Origin of the sequence: Streptococcus sanguinis, from assembly GCF_019929145.1 — a bacterium.
Classification (GTDB): Bacteria; Bacillota; Bacilli; order Lactobacillales; family Streptococcaceae; genus Streptococcus; species Streptococcus sanguinis_U.
Genome location: NZ_JAHZOW010000004.1, coordinates 71,056 through 87,939, shown reverse-complemented (window position 1 = coordinate 87,939; position 16,884 = coordinate 71,056). Strand labels below are relative to the sequence as shown.

At 46.0% G+C, this 16,884-nt stretch carries 12 protein-coding genes; 7 read left to right on the top strand and 5 right to left on the bottom strand.

All coding sequences use genetic code 11. The features are described 5' to 3' along the window. Window positions 1-31: 31 nt before the first annotated feature. Together pulA and K1I94_RS09025 are read right to left on the bottom strand one after the other, a co-directional pair. Complete coding sequence (gene pulA, locus K1I94_RS09030) at window positions 32-2,107, bottom strand: type I pullulanase (RefSeq protein ID WP_223315119.1); 2,076 nt, start codon at window positions 2,105-2,107, stop codon at window positions 32-34. A 117-nt stretch (window positions 2,108-2,224) separates the two neighbouring features. Next, entirely contained in the window at window positions 2,225-3,208 is a 984-nt protein-coding gene (locus K1I94_RS09025) for a LacI family DNA-binding transcriptional regulator (RefSeq protein ID WP_002917860.1), read from the bottom strand. Between the two features lie 435 nt (window positions 3,209-3,643). Here K1I94_RS09025 and malQ point away from each other — a divergent pair, with 435 nt between their 5' ends. The 4 genes from malQ (at window position 3,644) to nrdI (ending at window position 8,701) form a co-directional block, all read left to right on the top strand. Next, on the top strand, window positions 3,644-5,155 hold the full coding sequence (malQ, locus tag K1I94_RS09020) for a 4-alpha-glucanotransferase (protein WP_223315118.1): 1,512 nt from the start codon (window positions 3,644-3,646) through the stop codon (window positions 5,153-5,155). Between the two features lie 33 nt (window positions 5,156-5,188). Then, on the top strand, window positions 5,189-7,450 hold the full coding sequence (gene glgP, locus K1I94_RS09015; RefSeq protein ID WP_002899305.1) for a glycogen/starch/alpha-glucan family phosphorylase: 2,262 nt from the start codon (window positions 5,189-5,191) through the stop codon (window positions 7,448-7,450). A 181-nt stretch (window positions 7,451-7,631) separates the two neighbouring features. After that, complete coding sequence (locus tag K1I94_RS09010) at window positions 7,632-8,150, top strand: ABC transporter permease (RefSeq protein WP_223315117.1); 519 nt, start codon at window positions 7,632-7,634, stop codon at window positions 8,148-8,150. A 62-nt stretch (window positions 8,151-8,212) separates the two neighbouring features. Then, the gene (nrdI, locus tag K1I94_RS09005) at window positions 8,213-8,701 is read left to right on the top strand and encodes a class Ib ribonucleoside-diphosphate reductase assembly flavoprotein NrdI (protein ID WP_002899301.1); all 489 of its coding nucleotides are present in this window, start codon (window positions 8,213-8,215) and stop codon (window positions 8,699-8,701) included. 31 nt (window positions 8,702-8,732) lie between these two features. Here the strand turns inward: nrdI and argS are convergent, their stop codons facing one another. Further along, entirely contained in the window at window positions 8,733-10,421 is a 1,689-nt protein-coding gene (gene argS, locus K1I94_RS09000; protein WP_223315116.1) for an arginine--tRNA ligase, read from the bottom strand. Between the two features lie 300 nt (window positions 10,422-10,721). On the opposite strand from argS, the gene argR reads away from it, so the two are divergent. Together argR and mutS are read left to right on the top strand one after the other, a co-directional pair. After that, window positions 10,722-11,159 (top strand): arginine repressor, encoded by a 438-nt coding sequence (gene argR, locus K1I94_RS08995; RefSeq protein WP_002894105.1) that lies wholly within the window; start codon window positions 10,722-10,724, stop codon window positions 11,157-11,159. Between the two features lie 78 nt (window positions 11,160-11,237). Then, the gene (gene mutS, locus K1I94_RS08990) at window positions 11,238-13,787 is read left to right on the top strand and encodes a DNA mismatch repair protein MutS (protein WP_223315115.1); all 2,550 of its coding nucleotides are present in this window, start codon (window positions 11,238-11,240) and stop codon (window positions 13,785-13,787) included. Between the two features lie 48 nt (window positions 13,788-13,835). Here mutS and K1I94_RS08985 read toward each other — a convergent pair whose 3' ends face one another. Together K1I94_RS08985 and K1I94_RS08980 are read right to left on the bottom strand one after the other, a co-directional pair. Further along, window positions 13,836-14,306, bottom strand: a complete 471-nt coding sequence (locus K1I94_RS08985) for a DUF3021 family protein (RefSeq protein WP_223315114.1) — start codon at window positions 14,304-14,306, stop codon at window positions 13,836-13,838. After that, on the bottom strand, window positions 14,303-14,743 hold the full coding sequence (locus K1I94_RS08980) for a LytTR family DNA-binding domain-containing protein (RefSeq protein WP_223315113.1): 441 nt from the start codon (window positions 14,741-14,743) through the stop codon (window positions 14,303-14,305). Before K1I94_RS08980 ends, K1I94_RS08985 begins: the two co-directional genes overlap by 4 nt. Window positions 14,744-14,926: 183 nt before the next feature. On the opposite strand from K1I94_RS08980, the gene mutL reads away from it, so the two are divergent. After that, window positions 14,927-16,870, top strand: coding sequence for a DNA mismatch repair endonuclease MutL (gene mutL, locus K1I94_RS08975; RefSeq protein ID WP_223315112.1), 1,944 nt, complete (start codon window positions 14,927-14,929; stop codon window positions 16,868-16,870). Window positions 16,871-16,884 lie beyond the last annotated feature (14 nt).

Sequence of the window (16,884 nt, the reverse complement as noted above, 5' to 3'; positions counted from 1 at the left end):
TCAGCTTATTCATTGGCTGATGTTTTATAATCTATTTCAACACAATCAACTGCTTGCCAGCTAGGTTGTAACTGTCAGCTAGCGGTGCAATTGGTTTTTGGACATCAATGGCTGGATACTGGAGATGCAATCTTTGCTTGTTTTTATTTTCGTAGACAGCCTCTTGGCTGCTGAAGTTGATGACGATGGTCATGCTCGCTTTGCTGTCTTGAATTTTGTACTCCAATAGACTGTCTGTCAGCCAGTTGACCTGACAGGCTTGCTTGATAGCGGCGCTGGTCTTTAGATGCAGCAGCGGATGTGCCCTGCGAAAGGAAATCAGCTTTTTAAGAAAAGCAATATCCTCTGTGTAATGCAGGGAGCGCAGCCAGTCTAGTTTATTGATCTCGTCGGGCATATTGTAGGTGTTGTCAATCAGATTTTTAGTCCGGAAAAATTCCTGACCGCTGTGGATAAAGGGAACACCTTGAGCCAGCAGGACGAGTTGGAGAGCCAGCCGCGAATTGGCCAGCCGATCCCGCAAGGTGATAGCAGGGTTGACGATATCAAAGTAATCAAAAACCGTTGCATTGTCATGGCACTCCACATAATTAATAGCCTGCTGGGGCGCTATGAAGTGAGCCTCGCCTTTTAGTCCGACATTGGCTGTCAGGACGTTTTCAAGCTGACTGGCAGGAGTCTTGCTCTCGATTTGCCGGCCTTGAGCGATGGTCTGCTTGAGACTGTCGCGGAAATGATCGCTGAAAAATCCATAATCTGGCAGCTGGGAAGCATTGTACTGATGGGCCAATTGCTCACTTGCCAGCCCAGTATCCATCTGCCAGCCTTCGCCGTAGAGGTAGATGTTAGGATAGAGCGTCTTGAGTTCGTCAGCTATCTGCTGCATGGTTTGGATATCTAAAATCCCCATCAGATCAAAGCGGAAACCGTCAAAGCCATAGAGGCTGACCCATTGCTTGACCGACTGCTTGATATAGCGGCGGACCATGGCCTTCTCACTGGCCACATCATTGCCGCAGAAGGTTCCGTTGGTTCGGTAGCCCATATCATTGAGCCGGAAAAAATAGCCGGGCACGATTTTTTCAAAAGCATAGCTGTTGGCATCATAGACATGATTGTAGACCACATCCATGATGACGCTGATATCAGCATTGTGGAAGGCAGTAATGGCCGCCTGTAGCTCTAAGATGCGGGCATAAGGGTCTCGTGGGTCACTGGCAAAACTGCCGTCTGGGACATTATATTGGACAGGATCATAACCCCAGTTGTAGACGAGCTCTGGATGCTTTTCATCAACGCTGCCAAAGTCATAGACGGGCATGAGCTGCACATGGCTGATACCCAGCTCTTTCAGATAGTCCAGACCGAACTTCTGGCCGTGAACGACTGGAGATTCGCTCAGCGAGGCAAACTTCCCGGGATAGGAGAAGCCAATTTCTTTCTGCATAGAGAAATCGCGGACGCTCATTTCATAAATGACAGCTTCTGTCGGATTCAACTGTGTTTTTGCTCGTTTGATAGGCTTTTTAATCTTTTCTAGATTGATGACATAGCTGTTGCCCGAATTGACATCTGAGGATAGGGCGTAGGGATCATGGACTTCTACCCACTTGCCATTGATCTTATGGAGATAAGAATAGGAGGCTCCCTCTAAATCTCCCTCAATCCGGGTATGCCAGACTCCCTTATCCAGACGTTTGAGATGGTGAACCTGGTCTTTCAGATGCAGGAGGACTTTTTCAGAAATAGGTGCCCAGAGTCTGAATTCGGTGGCTTGGGGACTGTATTGAGCTCCCAAATCGTCGCCTGCATAGTCAAAAATCTCATCGAAAATAGGCTTTTTCACGATATGGCGGTACTGCAGGTCGGTATGGTTGCGGTCTTGGTCATAGACCTTGTAGGACTGCGTCAGATCAATGGGCTCATTAGCCGACACGGTGTAGATAATCCGCTCTTCCTGATTGTTGATGTTTTTGATGGTTAAAGGGCTGGAGCTGTGCTTGTCTTCCAGTGTAAAGTGGATGGAATAGGCATCAAAGCTCTTTTCCAGTTCGATAGTGATGATATTTTCGTCATCTAAATAGGCTTGAAAAATACGAAAGGCCATGTTTTTCCTCTTTCTTTGTCAGTTTCTCTTCGGGTAATTATTTTGAGTTTAGGCTCTTCCCTGAGTTGGGACAAGGCCGATATGTGAATCTTTGATAAATGAGCAAAAGCACTCGGATTAGCGAGTGCTGATGCTATGCGGAATCAGCTGGCGATAGCAGATCTGCTTGTCTTCTTTATTGTCCTTGATGATTTGGAAGAGGGTCCGGAAAGACTCTTTCCCAAGCTCAAGGGCATTGATATCGATATAAGCATCCACATCAATGCGCGGTTTGAGAGAATCAAAGGTGATAATGGGAATCTGGTAGTCCTGATCTTTGAGATAGTGCAGGGCTCCTTCTGCTACCAAGGTATCAGAGGTCACGATGGCTTCAATCTCGTCCAGCGGCAGCTCCTCCATAATCTTGTAACTGTTGTCTTCCAGAAGGAAACCGAAGGCAAATTTGATAATGCGTTCATCCAAAGGCCGTTCTGCTTCATTCAGAGCTTGCTTGTAGCCTGTGTAACGATCCTGAGAAACGACCAGCTCCTTATTCCCGGCTAGAAAGGCAATTTTCTGATAGCCCTTGTCAAGGAAATATCTGGTCGCGTCATAGCCAGCCTTGATATTGTCATTGTCCACCAGAGAGATGAAAGGTGAGACAGCTTTCCCTAAGATGAGGAAAGGGAAGTTGTTTCTAACTGCAAAGTCGACCAAAGGATCGTCCTGTTTAGAATAAAGGAAGATCAGTCCGTCAACTCGCTTGCCCAAAATCATCTGCTTCAGATTTTCCAAGCGGTGCTCTTCATCTTGCCCAGTGCTGATCTGGATGGCATAGTCATAGTCAGAAGCGATTTGAGAAATCCCCCGCAATACAGTTGGGAAGAAAGGGTTTTGATAGAAGACATCTGAGTCGTCCGGCAGGACCAAGCCGATGACCTGGCTGGATTGGCTGACCAGACTTCTGGCATTGAGGTTGGGATGATAGTCCAGCTCCTTCATAGCAGCACGGACCCGTTTTTTGGTTTCTTCACTGATGGTTGATTTGTTTTGCACGACGCGGGTCACAGTAGAGGGCGACACGCCTGCTAGTTTTGCGACTTCTTTGATAGTAACTCGCATAAAAACCTCCTAAAGGCCTGCATTTTCTGGAAATCCTTTCTATAACATCAACTATTTTAAACCCACTAGTAGAAGCACTTGCTTTCTAAGAGTCATGCAAACCTATGCCCAAAATGGCTATCATAATCAGTGATTTTGCCTAACTATTGTGGTCAAAAAAGCAAGTATAAAGCAGTTTCTCAGTAAACGCAAACGTTTTCTGTTTGTAAGAACATTTTAACACAAAAAGAGAACGCTTGCAAGAAGAGAAAAACGGTAAACAATTGGGGCAGTAGGAGAGTCCTAAAAGTGCATTATATCTATTAACCAATAAATTGAAAAAAATCTCAAAAACCCCTTGCACTAAAAAAAAAAATAGGTTATAATCAAGTCGACGCAAACGTTTGCATTAAGTAAAAATGAAAAGGCGTAGAGGAAAAATAACGAGGTGACAAAATGAAAAAACGTCAAAGCGGCGTGCTCATGCACATTTCATCCCTTCCGGGCAAGTACGGTATCGGATCTTTTGGCCAAAGTGCTTATGATTTTGTAGACTTCTTGGTTCGCACCAAGCAGCGCTATTGGCAGATTTTGCCACTGGGAACGACCAGTTATGGTGACTCTCCTTATCAGTCTTTCTCTGCTTTTGCGGGAAATACCTACTTTATCGATTTTGATATTCTGATAGAAGAAGGTTTGCTGGATGAGGCAGATGTCAAGGGAGCTGATTTCGGAGATGATCCTAGAAAAGTGGATTATGCAAAGATTTTCGATGCTCGCCGTCCAATCATGGAAAAAGCAGTAGCTCGCTTCTTGAAAGCAGGCGATCTGCCTGACTATGAGAACTTTGTGAAGCAAAATGCAGCTTGGCTGGAAGTTTTCGCTGAGTACATGGCTATCAAAGAGCATTTTGATAATCTAGCTTGGACAGAGTGGCCGGATGAAGCTATCCGCCGCCGTGAGGCTGCTAGCCTCGCTTCATACCGTGAGAAGCTGGCTGACAAGCTAACTTATCATCGTGTAACCCAGTATCTCTTCTTTAAGCAGTGGTTAAGATTAAAAGCCTATGCTAATGAACATCACATCGAGATTGTCGGAGATATGCCAATCTATGTGGCAGCTGATAGTGCTGATGTGTGGGCACAGCCGCACTTCTTTAAGACAGATGCTGTTGGCAAGCCAACTTGTGTGGCAGGCTGTCCGCCAGATGAATTTTCAGAAACTGGCCAGCTTTGGGGCAATCCTATCTATGACTGGGAAGCTATGGACAAAGATGGCTATGCTTGGTGGATTGAGCGTCTGCGTGAAAGCTTCAAGATTTACGACATTGTCCGTATCGACCACTTCCGCGGCTTTGAGTCTTACTGGGAAGTACCTGCTGGCTCAGAAACATCTGCTTCTGGTAAGTGGGTCAAAGGTCCAGACTACAAGCTCTTTGCAGCAGTTAAGGAAGCCTTGGGTGATTTGAATATCATCGCAGAAGACCTAGGCTTTATGACGGATGAAGTGATCGAACTGCGCGAGCGCACTGGTTTCCCAGGAATGAAGATCTTACAATTTGCCTTCAATCCTGACGATGAAAGCATCGACAGCCCGCATCTAGCGCCAAACAACTCAGTCATGTATACCGGAACCCATGATAACAATACTGTTCTGGGCTGGTACAAGGATGAGATTGACGACGCTACTCGCGAGTATATGGCTCAGTACACCAACCGCAAGGAGTACGAAACAGTACCTCATGCAATGCTGCGCACAATCTTTGCTTCAGTCAGCTTTATGGCCATTGCAACCATGCAAGACCTGCTGGAATTAGATAGTGCAGCACGGATGAACTATCCATCCACAATTGGTGGCAACTGGACTTGGCGGATGACAGCTGAAGAGCTGAATCCAATCGTCGAAGGTGAGCTTTACAGCTTGACTAAGACTTACCGTCGTATGAATACCGATTTAATTAACGAATAAAGAACAGCCGAATCAGGCTTGAAGGGATTAATCATGTCAAACTTACAAACTTATATCAAAAATACTTATTCAAAAAATCTTGCTGATTGCAGCAACGAAGAACTCTACCTGGCTCTTTTGAACTACACTAAATTAGCCAGCGCTCAAAAGCCAGTCAACACTGGTAAGAAAAAACTCTACTATATCTCAGCAGAGTTCCTGATTGGTAAACTCTTGTCTAACAACTTGATCAATCTTGGACTTTACGATGATGTGAAGCAAGAGTTGGCAGATGCTGGCAAGGACTTGATCGAAGTAGAAGAAGTTGAGTTGGAGCCGTCTCTGGGTAACGGAGGCTTGGGCCGTCTGGCTGCCTGCTTCCTGGACTCTATTGCGACATTGGGTCTCAATGGTGATGGTGTAGGACTGAACTACCACTTCGGTCTCTTCCAACAGGTTTTGAAAAACAACGAACAGACAACTATTCCTAACTTCTGGCTGACTGAGCAAAACTGGTTGGTTCGCTCTAGCCGCAGCTACCAAGTGCCATTTGCTCACTTCACCCTGACATCTACTCTTTATGATATTGATGTGCCTGGTTACAAGACAGAAACTAAGAACCGTCTTCGTCTCTTTGATTTGGACTCAGTGGATGCGGATATCATTACAGACGGTATTGACTTTGATAAGACAGATATTGCTCGCAACTTGACCCTCTTCCTCTATCCAGATGATAGTGACAAGCAAGGGGAATTGCTCCGTATTTTCCAGCAGTACTTTATGGTTTCAAATGGTGCTCAGCTGATTATTGACGAAGCGATTGAAAAAGGCAGCAACCTGCACGACTTGGCAGACTACGCTGTCATCCAAATCAATGATACCCACCCATCTCTGGTTATCCCAGAAATGATTCGTCTCTTGACAGAACGTGGTTTGGATCTGGATGAAGCAATTGCCATCGTACAGAAGATGACTGCTTATACGAACCACACAATTTTGGCAGAAGCTCTTGAAAAATGGCCTTTGGAATTCTTGAAAGAAGTAGTGCCGCACCTGGTGCCTATCATCAAAGAGCTTGACAAGCGAGTTAAAGCTAAATACGCAGATCCAGCAGTGCAAATCATTGATGAGGACGATCGTGTGCACATGGCGCACATGGATATCCACTACGGATACAGTGTCAATGGGGTTGCTGCTCTGCATACAGAAATCCTGAAAAACTCTGAGCTCAAGGCCTTCTACGACATTTATCCTGAAAAATTCAATAACAAGACCAACGGTATTACTTTCCGCCGCTGGCTCATGCATGCCAACCCACGCCTGTCTCATTATCTGGATGAGTTGCTGGGTCGCGACTGGCACCATGATGCAACTAAGCTCGAAGGCTTGTTGGAATTCACTGGCGCTGCAAATGTTAAAGAAAAATTGGAAGGTATCAAGGCTCACAACAAGCGTAAATTGGCTCGTCACTTGAAGGAAGCCCAAGGCGTGGAAATCAATCCAGAATCTATCTTTGATATCCAAATCAAGCGTCTGCATGAGTACAAACGCCAACAAATGAACGCTTTGTACGTTATCCACAAGTATCTGGACATCAAGGCTGGTAACATCCCTGCTCGTCCAATCACTGTCTTCTTCGGTGGTAAGGCTGCTCCTGCTTACACAATTGCACAGGACATCATCCACCTCATTCTTTGCTTGTCAGAAGTGATTGCTAATGACCCTCAAGTAGCTCCACACCTGCAAGTAGTTATGGTAGAAAACTACAATGTTACAGCGTCTAGCTTCTTGATTGCGGCGGGTGATATTTCTGAGCAGATTTCCCTAGCTTCTAAGGAAGCATCTGGTACTGGTAACATGAAGTTCATGCTTAACGGTGCTTTGACTCTTGGTACTATGGACGGAGCAAACGTTGAGATTGCAGAGCTAGTCGGCGAAGACAACATCTACATCTTCGGTGAAGATTCTGAGACTGTTATTGACCTCTACGCAAAATCTGCTTACAAGTCTAGTGAGTACTATGCACGTGAAGCTATCAAGCCATTGGTTGACTTTATCGTCAGCGATGAAGTATTAGCAGTTGGTAAAGCTGAACGCTTGGAACGTCTTTACAATGAACTGATAAGCAAGGATTGGTTCATGACCCTGCTGGATCTAGAAGACTATATCCAAGTCAAAGAGCGCATGCTGGCTGACTATGAAGACCGCGATGCTTGGATGGACAAAGTCATCGTCAATATCGCCAAAGCTGGCTTCTTCTCATCTGACCGTACTATCGCTCAATACGAAGAAGAAGTATGGCACTTGAACAGCTAATATAATTTGAATCAAAACAAAAGCCGAGACAGCAGTGTTTCGGCTTTGATTTTTTAGTCCAAGATATGAATAAAGATTTAGCTATTGTGTGGGCTTCTGAAAAGGTGTAAGCTTCTTGGTCTTGTCAGCTTTTTCTTTTCGGTGTATAATAAGTGAAAATATTTCTTTACAGGAGGCGTTCATGAAAAAGAAACCAATTTATCTTTATGTTTTGCTGGGCTTGTCAACCGTGGGAACTTTGTGGGGACTTTTTGGCAAGTTCACTTCTTCTGATGCTGGAGTGAAAAGCATTCTTAAGCAGATAGAAGAACCAGCAAAATCCCAGTATGCAACTTATTTTAGCAAGAGTGCAGAAGTGGCAAATTCGCTAGCCAATAATTTCTTTTTTTACGGGCACATCGTTCTCTTAATAGTAGCTCTTTTCTTCCTTTTTAGGAAAAATATATTTAAGGCTAATCTTATCTACATTGTCGATGTTCTTGTGGGCTTGATTTCGACAGCCTATGCTTATGTAGTATCAAAGGGAATTATAGTTTCTTCTTTTTCAGACTCAACTCTTCTTTCGGCACAGATGACGGGGTTGAATTTCTCCATCCTCCTTTCAGTAGTCATTAGCCTAATCTTCCTTTCCATCGTCATCTTTAAGCTAATCCAGCAGCAAAAAGAGGCTGAAAAAGCAGAACTAGCTGCAAAGGAATAAAATTTGACAAATAACAGATAAGTGCTTACAATTTTAAGAAGCAATATCTGTTATTTTTTAGAATGGAGAGTAAAATGACAAAGGTTTCCTTGGTTTACATCAGCTTGAGCGGCAATACAGAGAGTTTTGTCCGTCGGCTGACAGACTATTTGCTGGAGCAGCATCCAAGCCTAGAAGTAGAGAAGATTCATATCAAAGACATGGTAAAGGAAGGGCAGCCCTTTTTTGAAATGGACAATCCTTTCGTAGCTTTTCTGCCGACTTATTTGGAGGGCGGCAATGGTGTGGACAATGGTGATGTAGAAATTCTGACAACCGATGTGGGGGACTTTATTGCCTATGGTCAGAATGCCAGCAAGTGCCTGGGCGTCATTGGCAGTGGCAATCGTAACTTTAACAACCAATACTGTCTGACAGCCAAGCAATATTCAGAGCGCTTCGGATTTCCGGTTTTGGCTGATTTTGAAATGCGTGGCATGTTGGGAGACATTAAGAAGGTTGCAGGAATTATTGAGGAGCTCTATCACATTGAAAAAAACGAAAACCAGTGAGGTTTTCGTTTTTTGATGTTCTAAATCAAGCTTACATCTTTTCTGGGGCTTCTACTCCCAGCAGACGCAGAGCTTCTTTGAGGACAACAGCTGTTGAGTAGCTGAGAGCCAGACGGCTGTCACGCTCAGGGCTTTCGTCCAGAATCCGTGTGTGCGCATAGTATTTGTTAAAGGCTTGAGCCAGACTGATAGCGTATTTGGCAATCAGAGATGGCTCATAGTTATCAGCAGCACGCTTGACAACGCGACCGAAGTCTTGAAGCAGCTTGATAATTTCCCAGCTTTCTGGATCGTTCAGGCTGTACGTAGCCTCTGCATCAGGCTGGAAGTTCGCCTTGCGCAGGATAGACTGGATACGAGCATAGGCATACTGGATGTAAGGGCCTGTTTCTCCCTCGAAGGAAACCATAGCTTCCAGATCAAAGTCGTAACCATTGCGGCGGTCAGTTTTGAGGTCGTAGAACTTAACTGCTCCTACCCCAACTGCACGAGCAACAGCTTCCTTGTCTTCCAAATCTGGGTTTTTAGCTCCAATCTGGCTCTTAGCCCGGCTGATAGCTTCCAGCAGAGTTGGTTCGAGGAGGATGATGTTTCCTTTACGTGTAGACAGTTTTTGACGGTTCTTAGTCACCAGTCCGAAGTCAACGTGAATCATGTCATCGCTCCAGTCAAAGCCCATCTTTTTCAGAACGGCCTTGAGCTGTCTGAAGTGGTTGGCCTGCTCTTGACCTACAACATAGACATTTTTGACAAAGTTGTAAGTGCGAGCCCGGTAGATGGCTGTTGCGATATCCCGTGTAATGTAGAGGGTAGCGCCGTCTGATTTTTTAATCATAGCAGGCGGAAGGTTAAAGTCTTCCAAGTCTACAATGCTAGCTCCTTTTGATTCCTGCAGGAGACCCTTGTCTTCGAGGATTTGAATCCCTTCATCCATCTTGTCATTGTAGAAGGCTTCGCCGTTTAGGCTGTCAAATTCGACACCTAGGAGTTCGTAGATACGGTTGAATTCTGTCAGACTTTCATCGCGGAACCATTGCCAGAGCTCAGTTGCTTCTGGGTCGCCATCTTCCAGTTTCTTGAACCAAAGGCGGCCTTCTTCATCCAGAGATGGGTCGTTTTCAATCTCGGCATTGATACGCACGTAGAGTTTGAGGAGCTCGTCGATTGGGTTGGCTTCAACAGCTTCCTGGCTTCCCCACTTCTTATAAGCTACCATCAAGAGGCCAAACTGTTTGCCCCAGTCTCCCAAGTGGTTGATTTTGATGGTGTTGTAGCCAATCTTGCGGAAGACGTTGGAAAGAGCATCACCGATAACAGTAGAGCGCAAGTGGCCGACTGAGAAAGGCTTGGCAATGTTTGGGCTGGACAGGTCAATGGTGATATTCTGATTGTTTCCTTCGTTTTGCTGGCCGTAGTCAGCTCCGTCTTTGATGACTTCTTTGATGACTTGGCCAGAAATTTCAGCCTTGCTGAGGAAAAAGTTGACATAAGGACCAGTCGCAACGACTTTATCAAAATGCGCTGTATCAATCTTTTCAGCGATGTCAGCAGCGATGATTTGAGGAGCTTTGCGCTCAGTCTTTGCCAGAGAAAAGGCTGGGAAGGCGATATCGCCAAGTTCAGAGCTCTTTGGCTGCTCCAATAAATTTACAATAGCGTCTTGATCAAGGCTGTCAATAACCTTGGCCAATTCGCCGGCAATCAACTGTTTGTTATCCATATTTGCTCCTTTGTGTCTTTTGTTATTATTTTATCACATTTTTCAAGGAATCTTCAATTTTTTTGGGAATAATTTTTGGGCTAATAGGAATTTTTCTGATATAATAAGAGGGATAAGAACCTGTATTTATAGATGGACTTTTCATCTAAATGCTTCCTTCCCTGTTACTCTTCGTTAAAGTTTTTTGTTTATTCTCAGTATTCCTGCAAATCTTTGCCTAGATTGATGGAGAAGCAGTCTTTTGTCCGTTGAAGTGCCCTTCATGAATGCAGCTTCTAAATATTCAACAATGAGGTAAAAATGAGAAAGAATGACCGTCATCAGTTAGTCAAAACGATGATTAAGGAGGAAAAGCTAGGAACGCAAAAGGAGATTCAGGATCGTCTGGAAGCGCAAGGGATTTATGTAACACAGACTACCCTGTCGCGTGACCTCCGTGAAATCGGCCTGACCAAGGTTAAGAAGAAGGGGCTGACTTATTATGTTTTGGCGCATGAGACTGAAGAGATTGATTTTATAGAGTTTTTAGCCAAGCATGTGGAGAGTGTAGCCAGGGCAGAGTTTAGTCTGGTTCTTCGCACTGGCCTGGGAGAGGCAACAGTGCTGGCCAATGTCGTGGATAACTCGTTCGATAGCCGTATTCTGGGAACCGTTGCGGGTGCCAATACTCTTTTAGTGGTTTGCCGGGATCAGGCAGCTGCTCAGGAGATTGAGGAGCAAATACAGGAAGTGATGTAAGAGTCACAGTTTTTTCAGGAAAAATGGAGAGGTTTGAGACAGATGTCCTGACCTCGTTTGTTTTTAGAAAGGATAGAGATGGCAGTAGAAAAGTTATCGCCAGGCATGCAGCAATATTTGGATATCAAAAAGGACTATCCAGATGCTTTCTTGCTCTTTCGGATGGGGGATTTCTATGAGTTGTTTTATGATGATGCGGTCAATGCCGCGCAGATTTTAGAGATTTCTCTCACTAGCCGCAATAAAAATGCTGAAAACCCCATTCCCATGGCTGGAGTTCCCTATCATTCGGCTCAGCAGTATATTGATGTTTTGGTCGAGTCAGGTTATAAGGTAGCGATTGCGGAGCAGATGGAAGATCCCAAGGAAGCCAAGGGCGTTGTTAAGCGGGAGGTCGTTCAGGTTATCACGCCCGGGACGGTGGTGGACTCCAGTAAGCCGGACTCTGCTAATAACTTTCTGGTGGCTCTGGATTACTCAGAGGGCCTCTATGGTCTGGCTTATATGGACTTGGTGACCGGTGAGTTTCAGGTGACTAGTTTAGATGACTTTGCCCTGGTCTGCGGGGAAATCCGTAATTTGAAGGCTAGGGAAGTGGTGCTGGGCTATGCTTTGCCAGAAGCTGAGGAGCAGGTCTTGGCTGGACAGATGAATCTTTTGCTGTCCTATGTACAGACGGCCTTGGACGATGTCCAGCTGCTGGGCGAGGAACTGTCTCCTATAGAGCGTCAGGCAGCGGGGAAATTGCTAGAGTATGTGCACCAGACCCAGATGAGGGAGCTCAGCCATTTGAAGAAGGCTCAGCATTATGAAATCAAGGATTTTCTGCAAATGGATTATGCTACCAAGGCGAGTCTGGATTTGACAGAAAATGCTCGCTCGGGCAAGAAGCACGGCAGTCTTTATTGGCTGATGGACGAGACCAAGACGGCCATGGGCGGCCGTATGCTGCGCTCTTGGATCCAGCGTCCGCTGATTGATGAAGCGCGAATTAGCCAGCGACAGAATGTCGTCGAGGTTTTTCTGGATCATTTCTTTGAGCGGAGTGATTTGACGGAGAGCCTCAAGGGAGTCTACGATATCGAGCGGCTAGCTAGTCGGGTGTCTTTTGGCAAGACTAATCCCAAGGATCTGCTGCAGCTGGCAGCAACATTGGGCAATGTGCCTCAGATTAAGGCTATCTTGCAAGGAATCGGCAGCCCGCATCTAGCTCGTTTGATTGAGGGTTTGGATCCTATTCCAGAGTTGGCGGGCTTGATTAGCTCAGCTATTTCGCCGGATGCACCTCATATCATCACCGAGGGCAATATCATTCGGACCGGTTTTGATGAAACCTTGGATCAGTATCGGCTTGTGCTGAGGGAGGGGACTGGATGGATTGCAGAGCTGGAAGTTAAAGAACGTGCTAACAGCGGCATCAGCAATCTGAAGATTGATTATAATAAAAAAGATGGTTACTATTTTCATGTGACCAATTCTCAGTTGGCTCATGTGCCTAGTCATTTCTTCCGCAAGGCGACCCTGAAAAATTCTGAGCGTTTCGGAACGGAGGAGCTGGCCCGGATTGAGGGAGAGATGTTGGAGGCGCGTGAAAAATCTGCTAATTTGGAATACGAGATTTTCATGCGGATTCGCGAGGAAGCTGGCAAATACATCCAGCGCTTGCAGGCCTTGGCACAAACGCTGGCAGCTGTAGATGTCCTGCAGAGCTTTGCTGCGGTAGCAGAGCAACTACATTTGGTTCGCCCAGTCTTTACTGCAGAGCGCCGTCTGCAGATTGAAAAAGGTCGGCATGCTGTTGTGGAAAAGGTCATGGGAGCCCAGAGCTACATTCCAAATAGTATTCTGCTGGACCAGAAAACGGACATCCAGCTGATTACCGGGCCTAATATGAGCGGGAAATCAACTTATATGCGCCAGCTGGCTATCATCGTTATTATGGCACAGATGGGCTCTTATGTGCCCGCTCAGTCTGCCAGTCTGCCAATATTTGATGCGATTTTCACTCGCATCGGTGCGGCGGATGATCTGGTGTCCGGCCAGTCCACCTTTATGGTGGAGATGATGGAGGCCAATCGGGCCATTCGGCAGGCCAGCGAGCGTTCGCTCATCCTCTTTGATGAGCTGGGCCGTGGGACGGCTACTTACGATGGGATGGCGCTGGCTCAGGCTATTATCGAGCATATTCATCACTATACTGGGGCCAAGACCCTCTTTGCTACCCACTATCATGAGCTGACAGCCTTAGAGAATAGCTTGGAGCATTTGGAAAATGTCCATGTGGCAACCTTGGAAAAGGACGGACAGGTGACTTTCCTGCATAAAATTGAGCCAGGTCCGGCTGACAAGTCCTACGGAATTCATGTGGCGAAGATTGCCGGACTTCCTAAGAAATTGCTGGAGCGGGCGGATAGCATTTTGAGTCATTTGGAGAGTCAGGATACAGGACTAGGCTCAGAGCTTCCTGCTGAATCTAGACAAACACGGTCGCAAGTGGCGGAGCAGATGTCTCTTTTTGCAGAAGGGCCGGAAAATCCAGTCCTGACTGAACTACGAGACTTGGACATCTACAATATGACTCCCCTGGAAGTCATGGCGGCGGTAGCCGAGCTCAAGAAGAAGTTGTAAAAACCAAGAACAGACTTGTGAAATTAACAAGTCTGCTCTTTTTATTTCTCACGATTTTCTAGACAAACCGCTATTGATTTTTTGAATGTTGCGGTAAGTGCGGTAGTAGATGGCACCTGAAATGATTAGATAGATGAGAGTGAATTCCCCAACGGCAGTCAGTGTCAGGCTGAGTATTTTTTCTCTTGGGAAAAATCCAGCTAGGTTAGCTAAAAGTGCAAAGGTCAGAATCATCACACCATAGTGGCTGACAACGGAGCGCAGGATGCTCCAGTCTCTTTGAAAGAAGCTTCCGCTCCATCTGAAAATAGCTCCCATGATAAACCAGATAAGCATGCAGTAGAGCATGATGAGGGAAACATGGACATGCTGGATCAAAAAGAAGTGGCCGGTAGGAGAGCGAGGATGAAGCGGTAGATAAGCTGGATTGTAAAAATAAGAAACAATCATGGAGAAGAAGAGACCGATGAAAATACCTCCAATCCCTCCGAAAAAGAGTTCTTTAAGACGAGTTTTCATAATTGCAACCTTTCTTTAATGGATTTGAGATAACGGCGGGACGAGTAAGTCTGATCGCCGTTTTTCAGAAATATTTGAATCAGACCATTTGGAGTCAGCTTGAGGTGGCTGATTTGTCGGCTATTGATAATCTCCGACTGAGAAATCTGCAGAAAATAGTCCGGCAGGACCTGCAGTAACTGATAAAGAGCTTGTTGAGCTCGATAGCTGTCTTTTGCTGTTCGAACCCGAACCTGACGGTTTTCTGTATAGATTCGGTGGATTTCCTCAGCGTCTAGTAAGTAGATTTCGTCTTCTTTCTTGACATGGATCTTGTCCTCTTTATCCAGATGTTGCGCAAAGTGGACCAATTCCTGAATACTTTCAGTCATTAGTCGAGCCTCAATGCTGACGGAGTCTTCGGTGACTTGAGAATCGATTCTTAGCTTAACTTTCATAACTTCCTCCTTTCACCTTTATTAAACCGCAACTTGGCAGCGAAAACAAGCCCTTTTGACCATGTGGCAGCTATTTGTGTCTATCTGGTTTGGCTTGTGAGCAGAATGGTCGAGAAAGGCTGCCTTCTGATAGAAAGAGCCCAATGTGTTATAATAGATAGCAGAACAAATACGGAGAAAAAGATGTCAAAAATTATCGAACTTCCAGAAATTCTAGCCAATCAGATTGCGGCCGGTGAAGTCATTGAGCGGCCTAGCAGCGTGGTCAAGGAGCTAGTGGAAAATTCAATTGATGCGGGTGCAAGCCAGATTACCATCGAAATCGAGGAGGCCGGACTCAAGAGCATTCAGGTAACGGATAATGGCGAAGGCATAGACCACGAAGATGTTCCTCTGGCCCTTCGACGCCATGCTACCAGTAAAATCAAGAAGCAGGCGGATCTCTTTCGGATTCGGACATTGGGTTTCCGTGGTGAGGCCATTCCTTCCATTGCTTCTGTCTCGCGTTTTACTATTGAGACAGCGACGGAAGCCGGCCAGCACGGGACTCTGCTGGTTGCCCAGGGTGGCGAGATCGAAGAGCATGAGCCTACCAGCAGTCCGGTAGGAACGAAAATCAAGATAGAAGATCTCTTCTTTAATACTCCAGCCCGGCTCAAGTATATGAAGAGCCAGCAGGCAGAGCTTTCCCATATCGTTGATGTGATTAATCGGCTTAGTCTGGCCCATCCGGAAGTGGCTTTCACCCTTATCAGTGACGGCCGCGAAATGACACGGACTGCCGGCAGTGGTAATCTGCGTCAGGCTATTGCAGGAATCTATGGTTTGGCAACAGCTAAGAAAATGGTGGAAATCTCTGCTTCAGATCTGGACTTTGAAGTGAGTGGCTATGTCAGTTTGCCTGAGCTGACTCGTGCGAATCGGAATTATATTACCATTCTCATCAACGGCCGCTATATCAAGAATTTCCTGCTTAATCGTGCTATTTTGGACGGCTACGGCAGCAAGCTGATGGTAGGCCGCTTTCCACTAGCGGTCATCAATATTCAGATTGACCCCTATCTGGCCGATGTCAATGTCCATCCGACCAAGCAAGAGGTGAGGATTTCTAAAGAACGGGAACTCATGGCCTTGATTTCGCAAGCCATTGCGACCAGTCTCAAGGAGCAGGATCTTATCCCGGATGCTTTGGAAAATCTAGCCAAATCAACTGTTAAGCGTGCGACTAAGCCCGAACAGACCAGTCTTCCGCTGAAAGAAAATCGCCTCTACTACGATAAGGAGCAGAATGACTTCTTCCTCAAGCCACAGGTGGCAGAGCAGCAGCTATCCTTCGAAGAATCAGCGGAGCCTGTTCATGAAGCGACAGATGAAAAAGTAGAATCGCAACCGACTTCGGTCAAATTTGCAGAGAGAAAGCCAGTTAGCTATGACCAACTAGACCATCCAGAGCTAGACCAGGCCAGTCTGGAGCGGGCTGTGGATAAGTTGGAGCAGGAAGAGAAGTCAAGCTTCCCAGAGTTAGAATATTTCGGCCAGATGCATGGCACTTATCTCTTTGCTCAGGGCAAGGGTGGTCTTTACATTATTGACCAGCATGCTGCCCAAGAGCGGGTCAAGTATGAGTATTATCGGGAGAAGATTGGGGATGTGGACAATAGCCAGCAACAGCTCTTAGTGCCCTATATCTTTGAATTTCCAGCGGATGATATGCTACGAATCAAGCAGCGGATGGAGCTGCTAGAAGATGCTGGCATCTTCTTAGAGGAGTACGGAGTCAATCAGTTTATTCTCCGTGAGCATCCCATTTGGTTCAAGGAAGAGGAGATTGAGGCAGGCATCTATGAGATGTGTGATATGCTTCTCCTGACCAAGGAAGTTTCCATCAAGAAATATCGAGCAGAGCTGGCCATTATGATGAGCTGCAAACGCTCCATCAAGGCCAATCACAGTCTGGATGACTACTCTGCGCGTGACTTGCTCTTTCAGCTGTCCCAGTGTGACAATCCCTACAACTGCCCACACGGCCGACCGGTCTTAGTCAACTTTACCAAGTCGGATATGGAAAAAATGTTCCGCCGCATTCAGGAAAATCATACTAGCCTGCGGGAGTTGGGGAAATACTAAACTCTATAGAAGAT

Bases quoted from the DNA above. Each gene is read 5' to 3' on its own strand.
- pulA (WP_223315119.1), bottom strand. From the start codon at position 2,107: ATGGCCTTTCGTATTTTTCAAGCCTATTTAGATGACGAAAATATCATC.
- K1I94_RS09025 (WP_002917860.1), bottom strand. From the start codon at position 3,208: ATGCGAGTTACTATCAAAGAAGTCGCAAAACTAGCAGGCGTGTCGCCC.
- malQ (WP_223315118.1), top strand. From the start codon at position 3,644: ATGAAAAAACGTCAAAGCGGCGTGCTCATGCACATTTCATCCCTTCCG.
- glgP (WP_002899305.1), top strand. From the start codon at position 5,189: ATGTCAAACTTACAAACTTATATCAAAAATACTTATTCAAAAAATCTT.
- K1I94_RS09010 (WP_223315117.1), top strand. From the start codon at position 7,632: ATGAAAAAGAAACCAATTTATCTTTATGTTTTGCTGGGCTTGTCAACC.
- nrdI (WP_002899301.1), top strand. From the start codon at position 8,213: ATGGAGAGTAAAATGACAAAGGTTTCCTTGGTTTACATCAGCTTGAGC.
- argS (WP_223315116.1), bottom strand. From the start codon at position 10,421: ATGGATAACAAACAGTTGATTGCCGGCGAATTGGCCAAGGTTATTGAC.
- argR (WP_002894105.1), top strand. From the start codon at position 10,722: ATGAGAAAGAATGACCGTCATCAGTTAGTCAAAACGATGATTAAGGAG.
- mutS (WP_223315115.1), top strand. From the start codon at position 11,238: ATGGCAGTAGAAAAGTTATCGCCAGGCATGCAGCAATATTTGGATATC.
- K1I94_RS08985 (WP_223315114.1), bottom strand. From the start codon at position 14,306: ATGAAAACTCGTCTTAAAGAACTCTTTTTCGGAGGGATTGGAGGTATT.
- K1I94_RS08980 (WP_223315113.1), bottom strand. From the start codon at position 14,743: ATGAAAGTTAAGCTAAGAATCGATTCTCAAGTCACCGAAGACTCCGTC.
- mutL (WP_223315112.1), top strand. From the start codon at position 14,927: ATGTCAAAAATTATCGAACTTCCAGAAATTCTAGCCAATCAGATTGCG.